Below are 17,021 nucleotides of genomic sequence, written 5' to 3'. Positions count from 1 at the left end.
ACGGTTGTGGCGCACGTCTTCGGTGAACGCACTCTGGCCACACTGGAGCGTCTTCTGAGCCTGCTGTCGGCCTTTGAGGTCGTGGTATGGATGACGGATGGCTGGCCGCTGTATGAATCACGCCTGAAGGGAAAGCTGCACGTTATCAGCAAGCGTTACACTCAGCGCATTGAGCGACATAATCTGAATCTGAGACAACATCTGGCAAGGCTGGGACGGAAGTCACTGTCGTTCTCAAAATCGGTGGAGCTGCATGACAAGGTCATCGGGCATTATCTGAACATAAAACACTATCAGTAAGTTGGAGTCATTACCCAATTTGCAATACTCGGTCATAGCGCACACCGCTGTCTTTATCTACCAGTTGCAGAGAACCATCCTCATTGAGCGCAATTTGCCAGAAAGCATTTTCCAGTATCCCTTCAGCGTCACTTTTTGCCGCAATCACGTTGCCAGGCTGATTCGCTTCGATATAAAGCGTGCGATAGCCCATAGAAGGGACAATCTGGTTGATCTGTATATCAAACTCCATAAAGGGATCGTAATTACCGTAATGAACTATTTGCCGATCGATTAGGCCTGGATCGATCTCACGGGCATGGCGAATAAAATACAGTACAGGCTGACCGCGATCGTCTCGTAGATTAAACTGGCTGGCGCGCAGCCGCACAGTGGTGTTAATAACTTCTTCCCGCGGCCAGGGCATCAGGTTAAACAGCACGAGTTTGTCGGCATCACTCTGTGGCATGTTATCGGCAATTTTGCGCATGTTGAAACGCAGCAGATTATCCGCCATGTCTTCAGCCAGTTCGAAGCGGGCGACAATTTCGCGATGAACTTTGTCACTGCAACAACAACCGATACTGTCGTGGGCATGATTTTTTAAGATCTCTTTCCACATTTTCTCCAGCAAGCCGTGGTGGTATTCAAAACCCAACGTCCAGGCCAGCGTTGCCAGCGGTTCCAGCAGATTAACAATCTTATTTTCAATACGTGCGTGGGCAATTTTGATATCCATGCGCGTGGAACCGATGGTGCGATGTACGCGCATATATTTGCCATCGATAAATTCACCTTTCAGGGTGGCCAGACTTTCACGCTGCGCTTCGATCTTCTCAAATACCTCTTCAAAGCGGCTCATCACAAACTTACGTTGAGGGTAGATCTCACGTAGCTTATCCATCACTTCGAAGATATTTTGCTGCAATGGCATCTGGTCATGACCATTCGGCAGCAAAATCTCTTTGGTTACAGACGCTTTTTCCAGCACGTCAAAATAACTGTCGAGGCGTTTACGTAATCCGTTTTCGTCGGCAGGTAAGTACTTACCGATGGCGTAGCCCAGCGGCAGCACCTGCGCCGTCACTTCGCTACCGTCACTGCTTTGCCACAAAAACTCGGTTTTATCAGTACCGTGGCGCTCCGAACATCCGCGCCAGAACATGGTGCGGGTAATGCCAAATCCATTGTAGATATGCGGCAGTTGCCCGGACATGCCAAAGGAATCTGGTAAATAACCTATTTTCATCGGCTCGCCAAACGCGAGGCAGTCACGCATTCCGTACATCAGATTACGGACGATGGATTCCGCAGAAACAATCGTGGTATCGGTCTGGGTATACCAGGGGCCGATAATCAACTTGCCGGCTTCTACCTGTTTCTTCACACGGTCTTTGTTTTCCGGTTTCACCGCGAAATAATCTTCGAGGATCGCCGTTTGCCCGTCGAGTACGTAATATTTGTATTCGTTGTCCTGTTCCAGTCGGCACAGGATCTCTTCCATATTATTGACCAGCAGAATACGTGACTCTTCGGTGGTGAAATACCACTCTCGATCCCAGTGCATATGCGGGGTGATGTGAACGCGAGATACCGCTTTCATCGTCGTTTCCTTTTTGTTTATGGCATTACGCCATCAGTCAGATAGTTGCCATGCTTAACCGCGTGACGCCGCCAGATCAGGAGAATTGCAGTCGAGATTGCAGCCCCCACCAATGCCGCACCAAACCAGCCAATTGCAGCCATAACACCGCCCGCGCCATTATCATGAAGTAAAAAGAGCGAGAAAATGCCGGCACCGGGTGTCGAAAGGCCGATATTCATCGCACCGACAATAGCGCCCGTTACCATAGAGCCCAGCACAAACGAACCAATAACCCGCAGCGGATCTTCAATCGCCATCGGGATCGCCCCTTCGGTAATACCTGCCAGCCCTAACAGCCAGGTGGATTTCCCGGTCTCAATTTCAAACTCTTTAAACAGGCGCGGTGCGAGCATCGTGGAAGCGGTTACGGTAAATGCCGAAACCATTTTGACGGAGGCGAAAATGGCATACGGGCCGTAAACGCCGTTCGCCATTGCGCCCAGGCAGAATGCATAAGCGGCTTTGTTCACTGGCCCTCCAAGGTCAAAGGAACACATAAAACCGAAAATGGCACCCAGCAACAGCGCGTTACTTCCTGACAGACCGTTCAGCCAGGCGGTAAGCGAGTTATTGATCCATGCGACAGGTTCTCCCACCACAAACAGCATCAGACTGCCCGCTCCCAACGTACCGAGCACCGGGTAGAGATAAAAAGTCAGGAATCCATTGAATTTACTGCTAAGACGCAAGTGATTTTTCACCCAGCGCATCAAGTAACCGGCTATCAATCCGCCAACGACCGCGCCGAGAAACCCGGAGCCGATCATGTTGGCGGCAAGTCCAGCCGCAAAGCCTGGCGCTAACGCCTGTTTATCTGCCAGAGAATAGGCGGTATAGGCCGCGAGCACCGGTACCATCAAAATTCCGAGCAGCCCGCCGCCCAGCTTGCGGTACATCCACAGCCAGGAGTTTTCTTCATTAAACAGATCTTGTAGCCCGAAGATTTGCGACAGTAATACCGCGACCGCCAGCACCGTGCCCCCCGCGACAATCAACGGTACGGCAAAAGAGATTCCGCTCAACAGTGCCTGTTTCAGCTCCGTTTTGACACTTTTCACCGGTTGCGTATCTTGCTGTACGGTACGCGTCTCATCGCTACGCTTGAGGGTAAGCGCTTGTTGGATCAACGCTTCTGCATGGCGAATCGGCTCGGCAACAGGCACTGAAAGCGCGGGAATGCCATTAAAACGCTCACTCTCCTTGATGGCGACTTCAGCCGCAAAAATACAGGCGGTTGCACTATTGAGTTGATCCGCCGTTAAACGCCCTTCAATGCCGTTAGCGCCTTGTTTTTCAACGTAAACATTTACGCCGAGTTTGCGTCCGGCTTTTTCCAGATATTCCGCAGCCATATAGGTGTGAGCAATACCCGCCGGACAGGCCGTTACGCAGACGATAGTTGGCGCGTTGGAAAAAGAGGCAGAAGGTTGCGTGCCTCCCTTGTCATCCAGCGCCGAGAGCAACTCATCAGGCGTCGTCGCCGACTGTATACGCGCCCGAATCTCATCATCCGCAAGGCGCGTAGTCAGCGCTGTCAGCAGTTGCATATGCATAGTACCCGCTTCATTGGGGGGAATCGCCAGCAGCACCACTAAATCAACTGCTTCCGGGCCATCAACGCCTTCCCACTGAAGCGGCTCGCTGAGTGTGGCGACCGCAAACGCCGCTTCTTTTACCGCAGCAGTTTTGCCATGCGGCACAGCCAACCCTTCACCTAAGGCGGTCGGGCCAAGGCTTTCACGGCGATACACTTCTTCCAGAAATTGCTCAGTACTGGAAATTTTCCCCAGAGCAGCAAGACGTTGAGTCAACGCGTGGATGGCCTCTTCACGGCTGGTAAAGCGCGCATTCAGACGCAACGCATCGCGGTGGGTCAGAGTCGTCAGATTCATCATGATCCTCACTTGATCGTTTTTATAGTCGCGCCAGTGTGCCCGATGAAACAATACCATTATATGATCAATTTCACTTGATTGAAATCATTTGTATTGTATTTGCATTATTTACAGGATGAATTTATCGGGCATAATGGCTAAATTCGTATTAATGAGATACTAAAAATGGGACACAAGCCCTTATACCGGCAGATTGCCGATCGCATTCGTGAACAAATTGCGCGTGGCGAGCTTAAACCTGGCGATGCGTTACCCACTGAATCAGCGCTACAAACAGAGTTTGGCGTCAGCCGGGTTACGGTGCGTCAGGCTTTGCGCCAGCTAGTCGAGCAGCAGATCCTCGAAAGCATTCAGGGCAGCGGGACTTACGTCAAAGAAGAGCGGGTCAATTACGATATTTTTCAGTTAACCAGTTTTGATGAAAAACTGTCGGACCGTCACGTCGATACACACAGTGAAGTCCTGATATTTGAAGTGATTCCGGCTGACGATTTTCTTCAGCAACAGCTACAAATCACCGCGCAGGATCGTGTGTGGCATGTGAAGCGCGTGCGCTATCGCAAGCAAAAGCCAATGGCGCTGGAAGAAACCTGGATGCCGCTTGCGTTGTTCCTGGATCTCACCTGGCAGGTCATGGAAAATTCGAAATATCACTTTATTGAAGAAGTGAAGAAGATGGTTATCGATCGTAGCGAACAGGAAATCATTCCTCTGATGCCAACCGAAGAGATGAGCCGTCTGCTTAATATCAGCCAGACAAAGCCGATTCTTGAAAAAGTATCGCGTGGATATTTAGTTGATGGTCGGGTGTTTGAATATAGCCGCAACGCTTTTAATACCGATGACTATAAATTTACCCTGATAGCGCAGCGAAAATCATCGCGATAAGCACAAAAAAGGCCATCATACGATGGCCAACCATGTCGAAACCGACAGCCCTTCGCCATTCCTGTAGAGGGAAGCGGCGAGGGCTATTTCTTATTACAGATATTTATTTCAGAACAGTTTTCAGTGCTTCACCGATATCCGCCAGGCTGCGAACGGTTTTCACGCCTGCGGCTTCCAGAGCAGCGAATTTCTCATCCGCAGTCCCTTTCCCACCGGCAATGATCGCACCCGCGTGGCCCATACGTTTGCCTTTCGGCGCAGTCACACCAGCGATGTAACCTACAACTGGCTTGGTAACGTGCTCTTTGATGTACGCTGCCGCTTCTTCTTCAGCGCTACCGCCGATCTCACCGATCATCACGATCGCTTCGGTCTGCGGATCTTTTTCGAACATTTCGAGGATGTCGATAAAGTTAGAGCCTGGGATCGGGTCACCGCCGATACCAACACAGGTCGACTGACCGAAACCGTAATCCGTGGTCTGTTTAACCGCTTCATAGGTCAGTGTACCGGAACGGGAAACGATACCCACTTTACCCGGTTTGTGAATGTGACCCGGCTGGATACCGATTTTGCATTCACCCGGAGTGATAACGCCCGGGCAGTTCGGGCCGATCATACGAACGCCGGCTTCGTCCAGTTTCACTTTCACAGTCAGCATATCCAGCGTCGGGATGCCTTCAGTGATGGTGATAATCAGTTTGATGCCTGCATCAATAGCTTCCAGAATGGAGTCTTTGCAGAACGGTGCTGGTACGTAGATAACAGAAGCGGTAGCGCCAGTAGCAGCAACAGCTTCACGCACGGTGTTGAACACCGGCAGGCCGAGGTGGGTAGTACCGCCTTTACCTGGGGTTACGCCGCCAACCATTTTAGTGCCGTATGCAATGGCCTGTTCTGAGTGGAAAGTCCCCTGGCTACCAGTAAAGCCCTGGCAGATAACCTTGGTGTTTTTATCAATTAAAATGGACATTATTTCCCCTCCACTGCGGCAACAACCTGCTGAGCTGCATCCGTCAGACCTTTTGCTGCAATAATATTCAGGCCGCTGTCAGCCAGTTTCTTCGCGCCGAGTTCGGCGTTGTTACCTTCCAGACGTACCACGACCGGTACGTTAACACCCACTTCTGCTACCGCGCCGATGATACCGTCAGCGATCAGGTCGCAACGAACGATACCGCCGAAGATGTTAACCAGAACGACTTTCACTTTGTCGTCAGAGAGGATGATTTTGAACGCTTCGGTTACACGTTCTTTGGTTGCGCCGCCGCCAACGTCAAGGAAGTTAGCCGGTTCGCCGCCGTGCAGTTTAACGATGTCCATCGTACCCATCGCCAGACCTGCGCCGTTAACCATACAACCGATGTTACCGTCCAGCGCAACGTAGTTCAGTTCCCACTGTGCAGCCTGTGCTTCACGCGGATCTTCCTGCGACTGGTCACGCATTTCGCGCAGATCAAGCTGGCGGAACAGTGCGTTGCCATCAGCGCCCAGTTTGCCGTCGAGGCAAATCAGATCACCCTGTTTGGTGATGACCAGCGGGTTGATTTCGATCAACGCCAGGTCGCGCTCCAGGAAAATGGTCGCCAGACCCATGAAGATTTTGGTGAACTGCTGAACCAGTTTACCTTCCAGACCCAGTTTGAACGCCAGCTCGCGTCCCTGATACGGCATCGGGCCTGTCAGCGGATCAAGCGCAACTTTATGGATCAGCTGCGGAGTTTCTTCCGCCACTTTTTCGATTTCCACGCCGCCTTCAGTGGAGGCCATAAAGACCACACGACGGGAACTACGGTCTACAACGGCACCGAGATACAGCTCTTTAGCGATATCGGTCGCTGCTTCAACCAGAATCTGGTTAACCGGTTGGCCATTGGCATCTGTTTGATACGTTACCAGACGCTTGCCGAGCCAATTTTCTGCAAAAGCACGGATGTCTTCTTTGCTGTTTACAACTTTCACACCGCCCGCTTTACCGCGGCCACCAGCGTGAACCTGACATTTCACTACCCACGGACCGGCACCGATTTTTGAAGCGGCTTCTTCTGCTTCGCGCGGAGTAGTACAGGCATAACCCACCGGTGCTGGTAAGCCATAGCGGGCAAAAAGTTGTTTTGCCTGATATTCATGTAAGTTCATGTGTTCTGTCCATCCTTCAGTAATCGTTATCTTTTAAACCGTAGACCGAATATTTCGTATCGCTTCCGGGCATTGTCGGTCACCTGTAGGCCTGATAAGACGCGTAAGTGTCGCATCAGGCATCGCTTGTCGGATGCGGCGCAAGCGCCTTATCCGACCTACATTGGTGCTTCCCGTAGGCCTGATAAGACGCGTTAAGCGTCGCATCAGGCTTCAATTGCCGGAGAAGGCGATAATGCCTTATCCTGTCTACAGTGCAGGTGAAACTTAAACTACTACACGTCCAGCAGCAGACGCGTCGGATCTTCCAGCAACTCTTTGATCGTTACCAGGAAGCCCACGGATTCGCGACCATCGATCAGACGGTGATCGTAGGACAGCGCCAGGTACATCATCGGCAGGATCTCAACCTGACCATTCACCGCCATCGGACGATCTTTGATAGCGTGCATACCCAGAATTGCGCTCTGCGGCGGGTTGATGATCGGCGTAGACATCAGGGAACCGAACACACCACCGTTGGTGATGGTGAAGTTACCACCGGTCAGATCTTCAACGGTCAGCTTGCCATCACGGCCTTTGACTGCCAGCTCTTTGATTTTCTTCTCGATGTCTGCCATGCCGAGGGTATCGACATCACGCAGAACCGGCGTCACCAGGCCGCGCGGCGTAGAAACCGCCATGCTGACGTCGAAATAGTTGTGGTAAACCACGTCATCGCCGTCGATAGAAGCATTCACTTCCGGGTAACGTTTCAGGGCTTCAACCACCGCTTTCACGTAGAAGGACATAAAGCCCAGACGGATGCCGTGGCGTTTTTCAAACGCTTCACCGTACTGCTTACGCAGATCCATAATCGGCTTCATGTTGACTTCGTTGAACGTGGTCAGCATGGCGGTGGAGTTTTTCGCTTCCAGCAGACGCTCTGCCACACGCTTACGCAGGCGAGTCATCGGGACACGTTTTTCACTACGTGCAGCCAGAGCCGGTTGCGCCGCCGGAGCAGCCGCTGCCGGTGCAGACTCTTTCGCCGGGGATTTCTCCAGATGTTTTTCCACATCTTCACGGGTCAGACGACCACCCACGCCGGTGCCTTTAATAGCGCTGGCGTCGAGGTTATGTTCAGCCAGCAAGCGACGGATCGCCGGGCTTAACGCATCGTTGTTTTGCTCTTCCAGAGACGCCTGCTGGCGTTGCGCCGGAGTGGACGCTTTCTCTTCAGATTTGGCGCTGGTTTCTTTACCGGCGCTGTTGCCTTCACGCAGGCGACCAAGGATCTGACGAGACGTTACGGTTGTACCTTCATCTTCCAGAACCGCATCCAGAATGCCGTCTGCTGATGCCGGTACTTCCAGTACCACTTTGTCAGTTTCGATTTCTACCAGCACTTCATCACGTACGACTGCGTCGCCGGGTTTTTTATGCCAGGTTGCGACGGTGGCATCGGCTACGGATTCAGGCAGGTCAGGGACCAGAATATCTACGCTACTCATTGTGTATCCTTTATTTATTCGACGTTCAGCGCGTCATTAACCAGATCTTGTTGCTGTTTCTGGTGAACGGACATATACCCTACCGCCGGAGAGGCGGAGGCCGGGCGGCCTGCATAACGCAGAGAAGCCCCAAACGGAATCACTTCACGGAAATGATGCTGGCTGCAGTACCATGCGCCCTGGTTGAGCGGCTCTTCCTGGCACCAGACAAAATCCTTGACGTGAGCAAACTGCTGCAACACTTCCTGCATCGCTTTATGCGGGAACGGGTAGAGTTGCTCGATACGCACAATGGCGACATCGTGTTGATTGTTCTTACGACGCTGTTCCAGCAGGTCGTAATAAACCTTACCAGAACACATCACTACGCGCTTCACGCCCTTCGGATCAAGCTCGTCGATTTCACCGATGGCTGGCAGGAAGGTGCCGTTCGCCAGTTCTTCGAGGCTGGAAACCGCCAGCGGATGACGCAGCAGGGATTTCGGCGACATCACGACCAGCGGACGACGCATCCCGCGCAGCGCCTGACGACGAAGCATGTGGTAAACCTGTGCCGGGGTAGACGGTACGCACACCTGCATGTTTTGCTCAGCACAAAGTTGCAGATAACGTTCCAGACGCGCGGAGGAGTGCTCCGGCCCCTGCCCTTCATAACCGTGCGGCAGCAACATCACCAGACCACACATCCGGCCCCATTTCTGTTCGCCAGAGGAGATGAACTGGTCGATAACCACCTGAGCACCGTTAGCGAAGTCACCGAACTGCGCTTCCCAGATGGTCAGAGTGCGTGGTTCTGCGGTGGCATAACCGTATTCAAACGCCAGCACTGCTTCTTCAGACAGTACGGAGTCCCAGACGCGGAACGCGCCCTGCCCGTTATGGATGTGTTGCAGCGGCGTGTAAGTGGAACCGTTAGACTGGTTGTGGATCACCGCGTGGCGGTGGAAGAAGGTACCGCGACCGGAGTCTTCACCCGACAGGCGAACCGGAATGCCTTCGTCAACCAGCGTGGCGTAAGCGAGGTTTTCCGCACCGCCCCAGTCGAACAGTTTCTCACCGGCAGCCATCGCCTGGCGATCGCCATAAATCTTGGCAACGCGAGACTGCATTTCAACTGCTTCCGGCACCGTGCTGATGCGTTTCGCCAGCTCCTGCAGGCGCTTCATCTCAACTTTGTTCGGGTACTCTTCGTCCCATTCGTGGTTGAGGTACGGCGACCAGGTGAAAGAGTGCATGTTCATCGGACGCCACTCTGCCACTACGCAATCGCCAGCATCCAGCGCATCGCGGTACAGGTTAACCATCTCGGTGGCATCTTCCAGCGTCGCCACTTTTTCCTGCTCCAGCTTGTCAGCGTAGATTTTGCGCGGTGTCGGATGTTTTTTGATTTTCTGATACATCAGCGGCTGGGTTGCGCTCGGCTCGTCGGCTTCGTTGTGGCCGTGACGGCGGTAGCACACCAGGTCGATGAAGACATCACGTTTAAAGGTGTTACGGAAATCGAGCGCCAGACGGGTCACAAAGGCAACGGCTTCCGGATCGTCCGCGTTAACGTGGAAAATCGGGGCCTGAACCATCTTACCGATATCAGTACAGTACGGCGTAGAACGGGCATCCAGCGGATTAGAGGTGGTGAAACCAACCTGGTTGTTGATAACGATACGTACCGTACCGCCAACTTCATAACCACGCGCTTTCGACATGTTCAGGGTTTCCTGAACCACGCCCTGCCCGGTCACTGCGGCGTCACCGTGGATGGTGATTGGCAGCACTTTGTTGCTGCTCGGCTCATCAAGTCTGTCCAGACGGGCACGAACAGAACCGATAACTACCGGGCTTACAATCTCAAGGTGAGACGGGTTAAACGCCAGCGCCAGGTGCACCAGGCCGCCATCGGTCTGGAAGTCAGACGAGAAGCCCATGTGGTATTTCACGTCACCCGTGCCGAGGTGTTCTTTATGTTTACCGGCGAACTCGTCGAACAAGTCTTGCGGTTTTTTACCCAGCACGTTCACCAGCACGTTCAGACGACCACGGTGCGCCATCCCGAGAACCACTTCGCGGGTGCCGCTGTTGCCAGCGTGGCGGATCATCTCTTTAAGCATCGGGATTAACGCGTCACCGCCTTCCAGCGAGAAGCGTTTTGCGCCAGGGAATTTTGCGCCGAGGTAACGTTCAAGGCCTTCAGCGGCGGTCAGTTCGCTTAAGAAGCGTTTTTTCTCTTCGCTATTGAAAGTCGCGCGACCAGACTCGATACGCTGTTGGATCCAGCGTTTTTCTTCGGTGCTGGTGATGTGCATATACTCGGCACCAATCGGGCCGCAGTAGGTTTGCTTGAGGGCTTCCAGCAGCTCGCCGAGTTTCATGGTTTCTTTGCCGCTGGCAAATGAACCGACGTTGAAGGTTTCCTGGAAGTCTGCTTCGGTCAGATCGTGGAAAGACGGATCCAGATCGGCCACTTTATCTTGCTGCCACAGTCCCAGCGGATCGAGATTCGCATGCTGGTGACCACGGAAGCGGTATGCGTTAATGAGCTGCAGGACTTTAACCTGCTTCACATTGGTGTCAGGGTCGGAGATCGTTGAAGAGTAACGTGAAGCGTCTTTCGCCAGGCGGCGGAAATATTCACGCGTTTGAGAGTGGAATTGATCCGGTTTGACTCCCGTACCAGGTAACTGCTGGAACGTCGAACGCCAGTTAGCGTCAACCGAGTCAGGATCGGTTAAGAAGTCTTCATAGAGCTGTTCTATCCAGCTCTGGTTTGCGCCAGAGAGGTAAGAAGAGTCCAACCAGGCTTTCAAAGCGCTGTTCTGCATCGTGATCCCTTAAGCATCTTTTTTATGCTTACTTCGCCGTGGATACTACCACGCACAGTGATGTGCGTGCCGGGGTTCACTTGCGAGCTCTTGTCTACGTAGTGGCTCGCGAAGGAACCTTTAAAAACTGTCTTAGTGTCAGGGGCAGTTTTTAAAGATTTCCTGCATTTCTTTGTTACGCCTGATGCGCTGCGCTTATCAGGCCTACGGGTAATGACTTGTAGGCCGGATAAGGCGTTCACGCCGCATCCGGCACTGGTTGCCTGATGCGACGCTTGCGCGTCTTATCAGGCCTACGGTTTACGCATTACGTTGCAACAACATCGACTTGATATGGCCGATGGCGCGCGTCGGGTTCAGCCCCTTCGGACATACACTGACGCAGTTCATGATGCTGTGACAGCGGAATACGCTGAATGCATCGCTCAAACCGTCGAGGCGGCTGTCAGTCTCGGTATCACGGCTATCGATCAGGAAACGATATGCCGCTAACAAGCCTGCCGGGCCGATAAACTTATCGGGATTCCACCAGAAAGACGGACAAGAGGTTGAACAACATGCGCAGAGAATACATTCATACAGCCCGTCGAGTTTTTCGCGCTGCTCTGGCATCTGTAAATGCTCGCGAGCTGGCGGATTTTGTCCATTATTCAACAGGTAAGGCTTAATTTTCTCATATTGCGCATAGAATTGTCCCATGTCTACCACCAAATCGCGGATCACCGGTAAACCTGGCAGCGGGCGAATCACAATCTTCTTGCCCGGCTGGTTGAGTGCCGAAATCGGGGTAATACAGGCCAGACCATTCTTGCCGTTCATGTTCAGACCGTCGGAACCGCACACACCTTCACGACAGGAGCGGCGGAACGACAGGCTGGGATCTTTCTCTTTCAGCTGGATAAGCGCATCCAGCAGCATCATGTCGCGACCTTCTTCCGCTTCCAGGGTGTAATCCTGCATACGCGGAGCATCATCAACATCCGGGTTATAGCGATAAATTGAAAACTCGAGTCTCATTTTCCTGTCTCCGCATTAGTAAGTACGAATCTTCGGCGGGAATGCCGGGCGCAGTTTCGGTTCCATGTTGACGCTTCGGCGCGTCATGGATTCCGACTCTGGCAGATACAGGGAGTGGCACAGCCAGTTTTCATCATCACGATCCGGGAAGTCGAAGCGGCTATGCGCGCCACGGCTTTCGGTACGGAAGTTGGCAGAAACAGCCGTTGCATACGCCGTTTCCATCAGGTTATCCAGTTCCAGGCACTCAACGCGCTGGGTGTTGAACTCGCTGGAAGTGTCATCCAGACGGGCATTTTTCAGACGCTCGCGGATAACTTTCAACTGCTCAAGCCCTTTCGCCATCGCATCACCTTCACGGAAGACCGAGAAGTTATGCTGCATACATTCTTGCAGCGCTTTACGAATCGCCACCGGATCTTCACCGTTACGATTATTGTTCCAGCGGTTCAGACGATCCAGAGATGCTTCAACATCAGACTCGCTGGCATCGCGCAATGCGCCCTGCTCGGCGATAGACTCTTGCAGATGCAGACCTGCCGCACGACCAAAGACCACCAGGTCCAGCAGCGAGTTGCCGCCCAGACGGTTAGCGCCGTGTACCGATACACAAGCGATTTCACCAACGGCAAACAGTCCCGGAACAACCACATCTTCGCCTTTCTCATTCACAGTCAGCGCCTGACCGGTCACTTTGGTCGGAATACCGCCCATCATGTAATGACAGGTTGGGATAACCGGGATCGGCTCTTTCACCGGATCGACGTGAGCGAAGGTACGGGAGAGTTCCAGGATGCCCGGCAGACGGGATTCGAGAACTTCTTTACCCAGGTGGTCGAGTTTCAGTTTCGCGTGTGGCCCCCACGGACCATCACAGCCGCGACCTTCACGGATTTCGATCATGATGGAACGCGCCACCACATCACGGCCCGCCAGGTCTTTGGCGTTCGGCGCATAACGCTCCATAAAGCGTTCGCCATGTTTGTTCAGCAGATAACCGCCTTCACCACGGCAACCTTCGGTGACCAGTACGCCCGCACCGGCAATACCGGTCGGATGGAACTGCCACATTTCCATATCCTGCACCGGTACGCCTGCGCGGATAGCCATGCCGACGCCGTCGCCAGTGTTAATGTGGGCGTTAGTGGTGGACTGATAAATACGCCCTGCCCCGCCAGTCGCCAGCACGGTAGCGCGGGCTTTGAAATAAACCACTTCACCAGTTTCGATGCACAGTGCAGTACAACCCACCACCGCGCCATCCTGGTTCTTCACCAGATCCAGCGCATACCACTCGGAGAAAATGGTGGTGTGGTTTTTCAGGTTCTGCTGATAAAGCGTGTGCAACAGTGCGTGACCGGTACGGTCAGCCGCCGCCGCAGTGCGTGCCGCCTGCTCGCCGCCGAAGTTTTTCGACTGACCGCCAAACGGACGTTGATAGATACGACCATCATCAAGACGCGAGAACGGCAGGCCCATGTGTTCGAGTTCCAGAATCGCTTCCGGCCCGGTTTTACACATATATTCAATCGCATCCTGGTCACCGATATAGTCCGACCCTTTTACGGTGTCGTACATATGCCATTCCCAGTTATCTTCATGGGTATTACCCAGCGCAACGGTAATGCCGCCTTGCGCAGAAACGGTATGGGAACGGGTCGGGAAGACTTTAGAGAGCAGCGCACAGGTCTGGCCGCTCTGGGAAATTTGCAGCGCCGCGCGCATACCTGCGCCACCGGCACCAATCACAACTGCATCAAATTCTCTGACTGGCAATTTCATCACACACCCCACACCACAACGAATCCATAAATCACGTAAACCACCAGTGCAACGACAATCACCAGTTGCAGCATCAGGCGCAATGCCAGCGGTTTAACGTAGTCGGTCAACACCTGCCACATGCCGATCCAGGCATGAATCAAGATAGAAAACAGCGCCAGCAGGGTGAACACTTTGGTGAACGCAGAGGCGAAGAAACCGATCCAGACTTCATATGTCAGTTCGCCACTGGTGGCAAAAAAACCGACCATATAAATGATGTAGAGCGTCAGGACGATAGCGGTAGCGCGAACGAGGATGAAATCATGTACGCCATTGCGTCCTAATGCGGAGGCGTTGCTTACCATACGAGGACTCCTGCGAGAAGTGAAAGCACGACAGTAATAACAAAGGAGATTTTGGCGGAGCGTTTACCCGCTTCGAATGTTTCTTCCAGATAGCCAAAATCCATCATCATGTGGCGAATACCTACGACGACGTGATACGCCAGAGCGGTAAGGATGCCCCACATGATAAATTTGACGAAGAAGCTGCCCATAATCGCGGAAGCTTGCTCGAAACCTTCAGGGGAAGAGAGGCTGGTACCCAGAAGCCACAGCAGGATGCCCACTGCAACAAAGGTGATCACACCGGAAACGCGATGGAGAATGGACGCTATCGCCGTGATGGGGAACCGGATGGTCTGTAGGTCCAGATTAACAGGTCTTTGTTTTTTCACATTTCTTATCATGAATAACGCCCACATGCTGTTCTTATTATTCCCTGGGGACTACGGGCACAGAGGTTAACTTTCTGTTACCTGGAGACGTCGGGATTTCCTTCCTCCGGTCTGCTTGCGGGTCAGACAGCGTCCTTTCTATAACTGCGCGTCATGCAAAACACTGCTTCCAGATGCGAAAACGACACGTTACAACGCTGGGTGGCTCGGGATTGCAGGGTGTTCCGGAGACCTGGCGGCAGTATAGGCTGTTCACAAAATCATTACAATTAACCTACATATAGTTTGTCGGGTTTTATCCTGAACAGTGATCCAGGTCACGATAACAACATTTATTTAATTTTTAATCATCTAATTTGACAATCACTCAACAAAGTTGTTACAAACATTACCAGGAAAAGCATATAATGCGTAAAAGTTATGAAGTCGGTATTTCACCTAAGATTAACTTATGTAACAGTGTGGAAGTATTGACCAATTCATTCGGGACAGTTATTAGTGGTAGACAAGTTTAATAATTCGGATTGCTAAGTACTTGATTCGCCATTTATTCGTCATCAATGGATCCTTTACCTGCAAGCGCCCAGAGCTCTGTACCCAGGTTTTCCCCTCTTTCACAGAGCGGCGAGCCAAATAACAAACGGGTAAAGCCAGGTTGATGTGCGAAGGCAAATTTAAGTTCCGGCAGTCTTACGCAATAAGGCGCTAAGGAGACCTTAAATGGCTGATACAAAAGCAAAACTCACCCTCAACGGGGACACAGCTGTTGAACTGGATGTGCTGAAAGGCACGCTGGGTCAAGATGTTATTGATATCCGTACTCTCGGTTCAAAAGGTGTGTTCACCTTTGACCCAGGCTTCACTTCAACCGCATCCTGTGAATCTAAAATTACTTTTATTGATGGTGATGAAGGTATTTTGCTGCACCGCGGTTTCCCGATCGATCAGCTGGCGACCGATTCTAACTACCTGGAAGTTTGTTACATCCTGCTGAATGGTGAAAAACCGACTCAGGAACAGTATGACGAATTTAAAACTACGGTGACCCGTCATACCATGATCCACGAGCAGATTACCCGTCTGTTCCACGCTTTCCGTCGCGACTCACATCCAATGGCAGTCATGTGTGGTATTACCGGCGCGCTGGCGGCGTTCTATCACGACTCGCTGGATGTTAACAATCCTCGTCATCGTGAAATTGCCGCGTTCCGCCTGCTGTCGAAAATGCCGACCATGGCCGCGATGTGTTACAAGTATTCCATTGGTCAGCCATTTGTTTATCCGCGCAACGATCTCTCCTATGCCGGTAACTTCCTGAATATGATGTTCTCCACGCCGTGCGAACCGTATGAAGTTAATCCGATTCTGGAACGTGCTATGGACCGTATTCTGATCCTGCACGCTGACCATGAACAGAACGCCTCTACCTCCACCGTGCGTACCGCTGGCTCTTCGGGTGCGAACCCGTTTGCCTGTATCGCAGCAGGTATTGCTTCACTGTGGGGACCTGCGCACGGTGGTGCTAACGAAGCGGCGCTGAAAATGCTGGAAGAAATTAGCTCCGTTAAACACATTCCGGAATTTGTTCGTCGTGCGAAAGATAAAAATGATTCTTTCCGCCTGATGGGCTTCGGTCACCGCGTGTACAAAAATTACGACCCGCGCGCCACCGTAATGCGTGAAACCTGCCATGAAGTTCTGAAAGAGCTGGGCACCAAAGATGACCTGCTGGAAGTGGCTATGGAGCTGGAAAACATCGCGCTGAACGACCCGTACTTTATCGAGAAGAAACTGTACCCGAACGTCGATTTCTACTCTGGTATCATCCTGAAAGCGATGGGTATTCCGTCTTCCATGTTCACCGTCATTTTCGCAATGGCACGTACCGTTGGCTGGATCGCCCACTGGAGCGAAATGCACAGTGACGGTATGAAGATTGCCCGTCCGCGTCAGCTGTATACAGGATATGAAAAACGCGACTTTAAAAGCGATATCAAGCGTTAATGGTTGATTGCTAAGTTGTAAATATTTTAACCCGCCGTTCAAATGGCGGGTTAATTTTTATATGCCTAAACACAAAAAATTGTAAAAATAAAATCCACTATCGGACATTCATATATTCTAAAAAAGGTAATGCTGCCAACTTACTGATTTAGTGTATGATGGTGATTTTAAGGTGCTTGCGTGGCTTCCATTTCCATCAGATGTCCTTCCTGCTCCGCTACTGAAGGCGTGGTGCGTAACGGCAAAAGCACTGCCGGACATCAGCGCTATCTCTGCTCTCATTGCCGTAAAACATGGCAACTACAGTTCACTTACACCGCCTCTCAGCCCGGTACGCACCAGAAA

13 protein-coding genes and 2 pseudogenes are annotated in these 17,021 nt (G+C 52.2%); 5 read left to right on the top strand and 10 right to left on the bottom strand.

What is annotated here, in order from left to right; all coding sequences use genetic code 11:
* A pseudogene (locus BGK49_RS22785) lies at positions 1 to 300 on the top strand (IS1-like element IS1X2 family transposase); the annotation flags it as partial.
* 16 nt (positions 301 to 316) lie between these two features.
* On the opposite strand, the pseudogene BGK49_RS22780 reads toward BGK49_RS22785, so the two are convergent.
* Both BGK49_RS22780 and mngA read right to left on the bottom strand, forming a co-directional pair.
* Positions 317 to 1,882: pseudogene (locus tag BGK49_RS22780) on the bottom strand (alpha-mannosidase); the annotation flags it as partial.
* Positions 1,883 to 1,899: 17 nt separating this feature from the next.
* Positions 1,900 to 3,816, bottom strand: coding sequence for a PTS 2-O-a-mannosyl-D-glycerate transporter subunit IIABC (mngA, locus tag BGK49_RS22775; RefSeq protein ID WP_005040266.1), 1,917 nt, complete (start codon positions 3,814 to 3,816; stop codon positions 1,900 to 1,902).
* A 168-nt stretch (positions 3,817 to 3,984) separates the two neighbouring features.
* Between mngA and mngR the strand changes: the two genes are divergently transcribed.
* On the top strand, positions 3,985 to 4,707 hold the full coding sequence (gene mngR / locus BGK49_RS22770) for a mannosyl-D-glycerate transport/metabolism system transcriptional repressor MngR (protein ID WP_000509894.1): 723 nt from the start codon (positions 3,985 to 3,987) through the stop codon (positions 4,705 to 4,707).
* Positions 4,708 to 4,810: 103 nt separating this feature from the next.
* Here mngR and sucD read toward each other — a convergent pair whose 3' ends face one another.
* The 8 genes from sucD to sdhC all read right to left on the bottom strand — a co-directional run bounded on the left by sucD (position 4,811) and on the right by sdhC (position 14,699).
* Positions 4,811 to 5,680 carry a succinate--CoA ligase subunit alpha gene (gene sucD / locus BGK49_RS22765; RefSeq protein ID WP_000025458.1) on the bottom strand — a complete coding sequence of 290 codons (870 nt, stop codon included), beginning with the start codon at positions 5,678 to 5,680 and terminating at the stop codon, positions 4,811 to 4,813.
* On the bottom strand, positions 5,680 to 6,846 hold the full coding sequence (sucC, locus tag BGK49_RS22760; protein ID WP_001048611.1) for an ADP-forming succinate--CoA ligase subunit beta: 1,167 nt from the start codon (positions 6,844 to 6,846) through the stop codon (positions 5,680 to 5,682). Before sucC ends, sucD begins: the two co-directional genes overlap by 1 nt.
* A 275-nt stretch (positions 6,847 to 7,121) precedes the next feature.
* The gene (odhB, locus tag BGK49_RS22755; protein WP_000099842.1) at positions 7,122 to 8,339 is read right to left on the bottom strand and encodes a 2-oxoglutarate dehydrogenase complex dihydrolipoyllysine-residue succinyltransferase; all 1,218 of its coding nucleotides are present in this window, start codon (positions 8,337 to 8,339) and stop codon (positions 7,122 to 7,124) included.
* Between the two features lie 14 nt (positions 8,340 to 8,353).
* Positions 8,354 to 11,155 carry a 2-oxoglutarate dehydrogenase E1 component gene (gene sucA, locus BGK49_RS22750; protein WP_001181473.1) on the bottom strand — a complete coding sequence of 934 codons (2,802 nt, stop codon included), beginning with the start codon at positions 11,153 to 11,155 and terminating at the stop codon, positions 8,354 to 8,356.
* Positions 11,156 to 11,455: 300 nt separating this feature from the next.
* A complete protein-coding gene (gene sdhB / locus BGK49_RS22740; RefSeq protein WP_001235263.1) occupies positions 11,456 to 12,172 on the bottom strand; it encodes a succinate dehydrogenase iron-sulfur subunit SdhB in 717 nt (238 codons plus the stop codon).
* Positions 12,173 to 12,187: 15 nt separating this feature from the next.
* The gene (gene sdhA / locus BGK49_RS22735) at positions 12,188 to 13,954 is read right to left on the bottom strand and encodes a succinate dehydrogenase flavoprotein subunit (protein ID WP_000775540.1); all 1,767 of its coding nucleotides are present in this window, start codon (positions 13,952 to 13,954) and stop codon (positions 12,188 to 12,190) included.
* A complete protein-coding gene (gene sdhD / locus BGK49_RS22730) occupies positions 13,954 to 14,301 on the bottom strand; it encodes a succinate dehydrogenase membrane anchor subunit (RefSeq protein ID WP_000254365.1) in 348 nt (115 codons plus the stop codon). Before sdhD ends, sdhA begins: the two co-directional genes overlap by 1 nt.
* The gene (gene sdhC / locus BGK49_RS22725; RefSeq protein WP_000263347.1) at positions 14,295 to 14,699 is read right to left on the bottom strand and encodes a succinate dehydrogenase cytochrome b556 subunit; all 405 of its coding nucleotides are present in this window, start codon (positions 14,697 to 14,699) and stop codon (positions 14,295 to 14,297) included. Before sdhC ends, sdhD begins: the two co-directional genes overlap by 7 nt.
* 380 nt (positions 14,700 to 15,079) lie before the next feature.
* Between sdhC and BGK49_RS29960 the strand changes: the two genes are divergently transcribed.
* The 3 genes from BGK49_RS29960 to BGK49_RS28575 all read left to right on the top strand — a co-directional run.
* Positions 15,080 to 15,187, top strand: a complete 108-nt coding sequence (locus tag BGK49_RS29960; protein ID WP_001305582.1) for a hypothetical protein — start codon at positions 15,080 to 15,082, stop codon at positions 15,185 to 15,187.
* Positions 15,188 to 15,392: 205 nt separating this feature from the next.
* Positions 15,393 to 16,676 carry a citrate synthase gene (gltA, locus tag BGK49_RS22715; RefSeq protein WP_000785834.1) on the top strand — a complete coding sequence of 428 codons (1,284 nt, stop codon included), beginning with the start codon at positions 15,393 to 15,395 and terminating at the stop codon, positions 16,674 to 16,676.
* Positions 16,677 to 16,856: 180 nt separating this feature from the next.
* The coding region (locus BGK49_RS28575) for an IS1 family transposase (RefSeq protein ID WP_047664789.1) at positions 16,857 to 17,021 on the top strand (165 nt) is incomplete at its 3' end.

This window comes from Shigella sp. FC1544, from assembly GCF_001722145.1.
Lineage (GTDB): Bacteria > Pseudomonadota > Gammaproteobacteria > Enterobacterales > Enterobacteriaceae > Escherichia > Escherichia coli.
The sequence above is the reverse complement of the archived record's forward strand: the minus strand, read 5'-3'. Positions and strand labels throughout refer to the sequence as shown.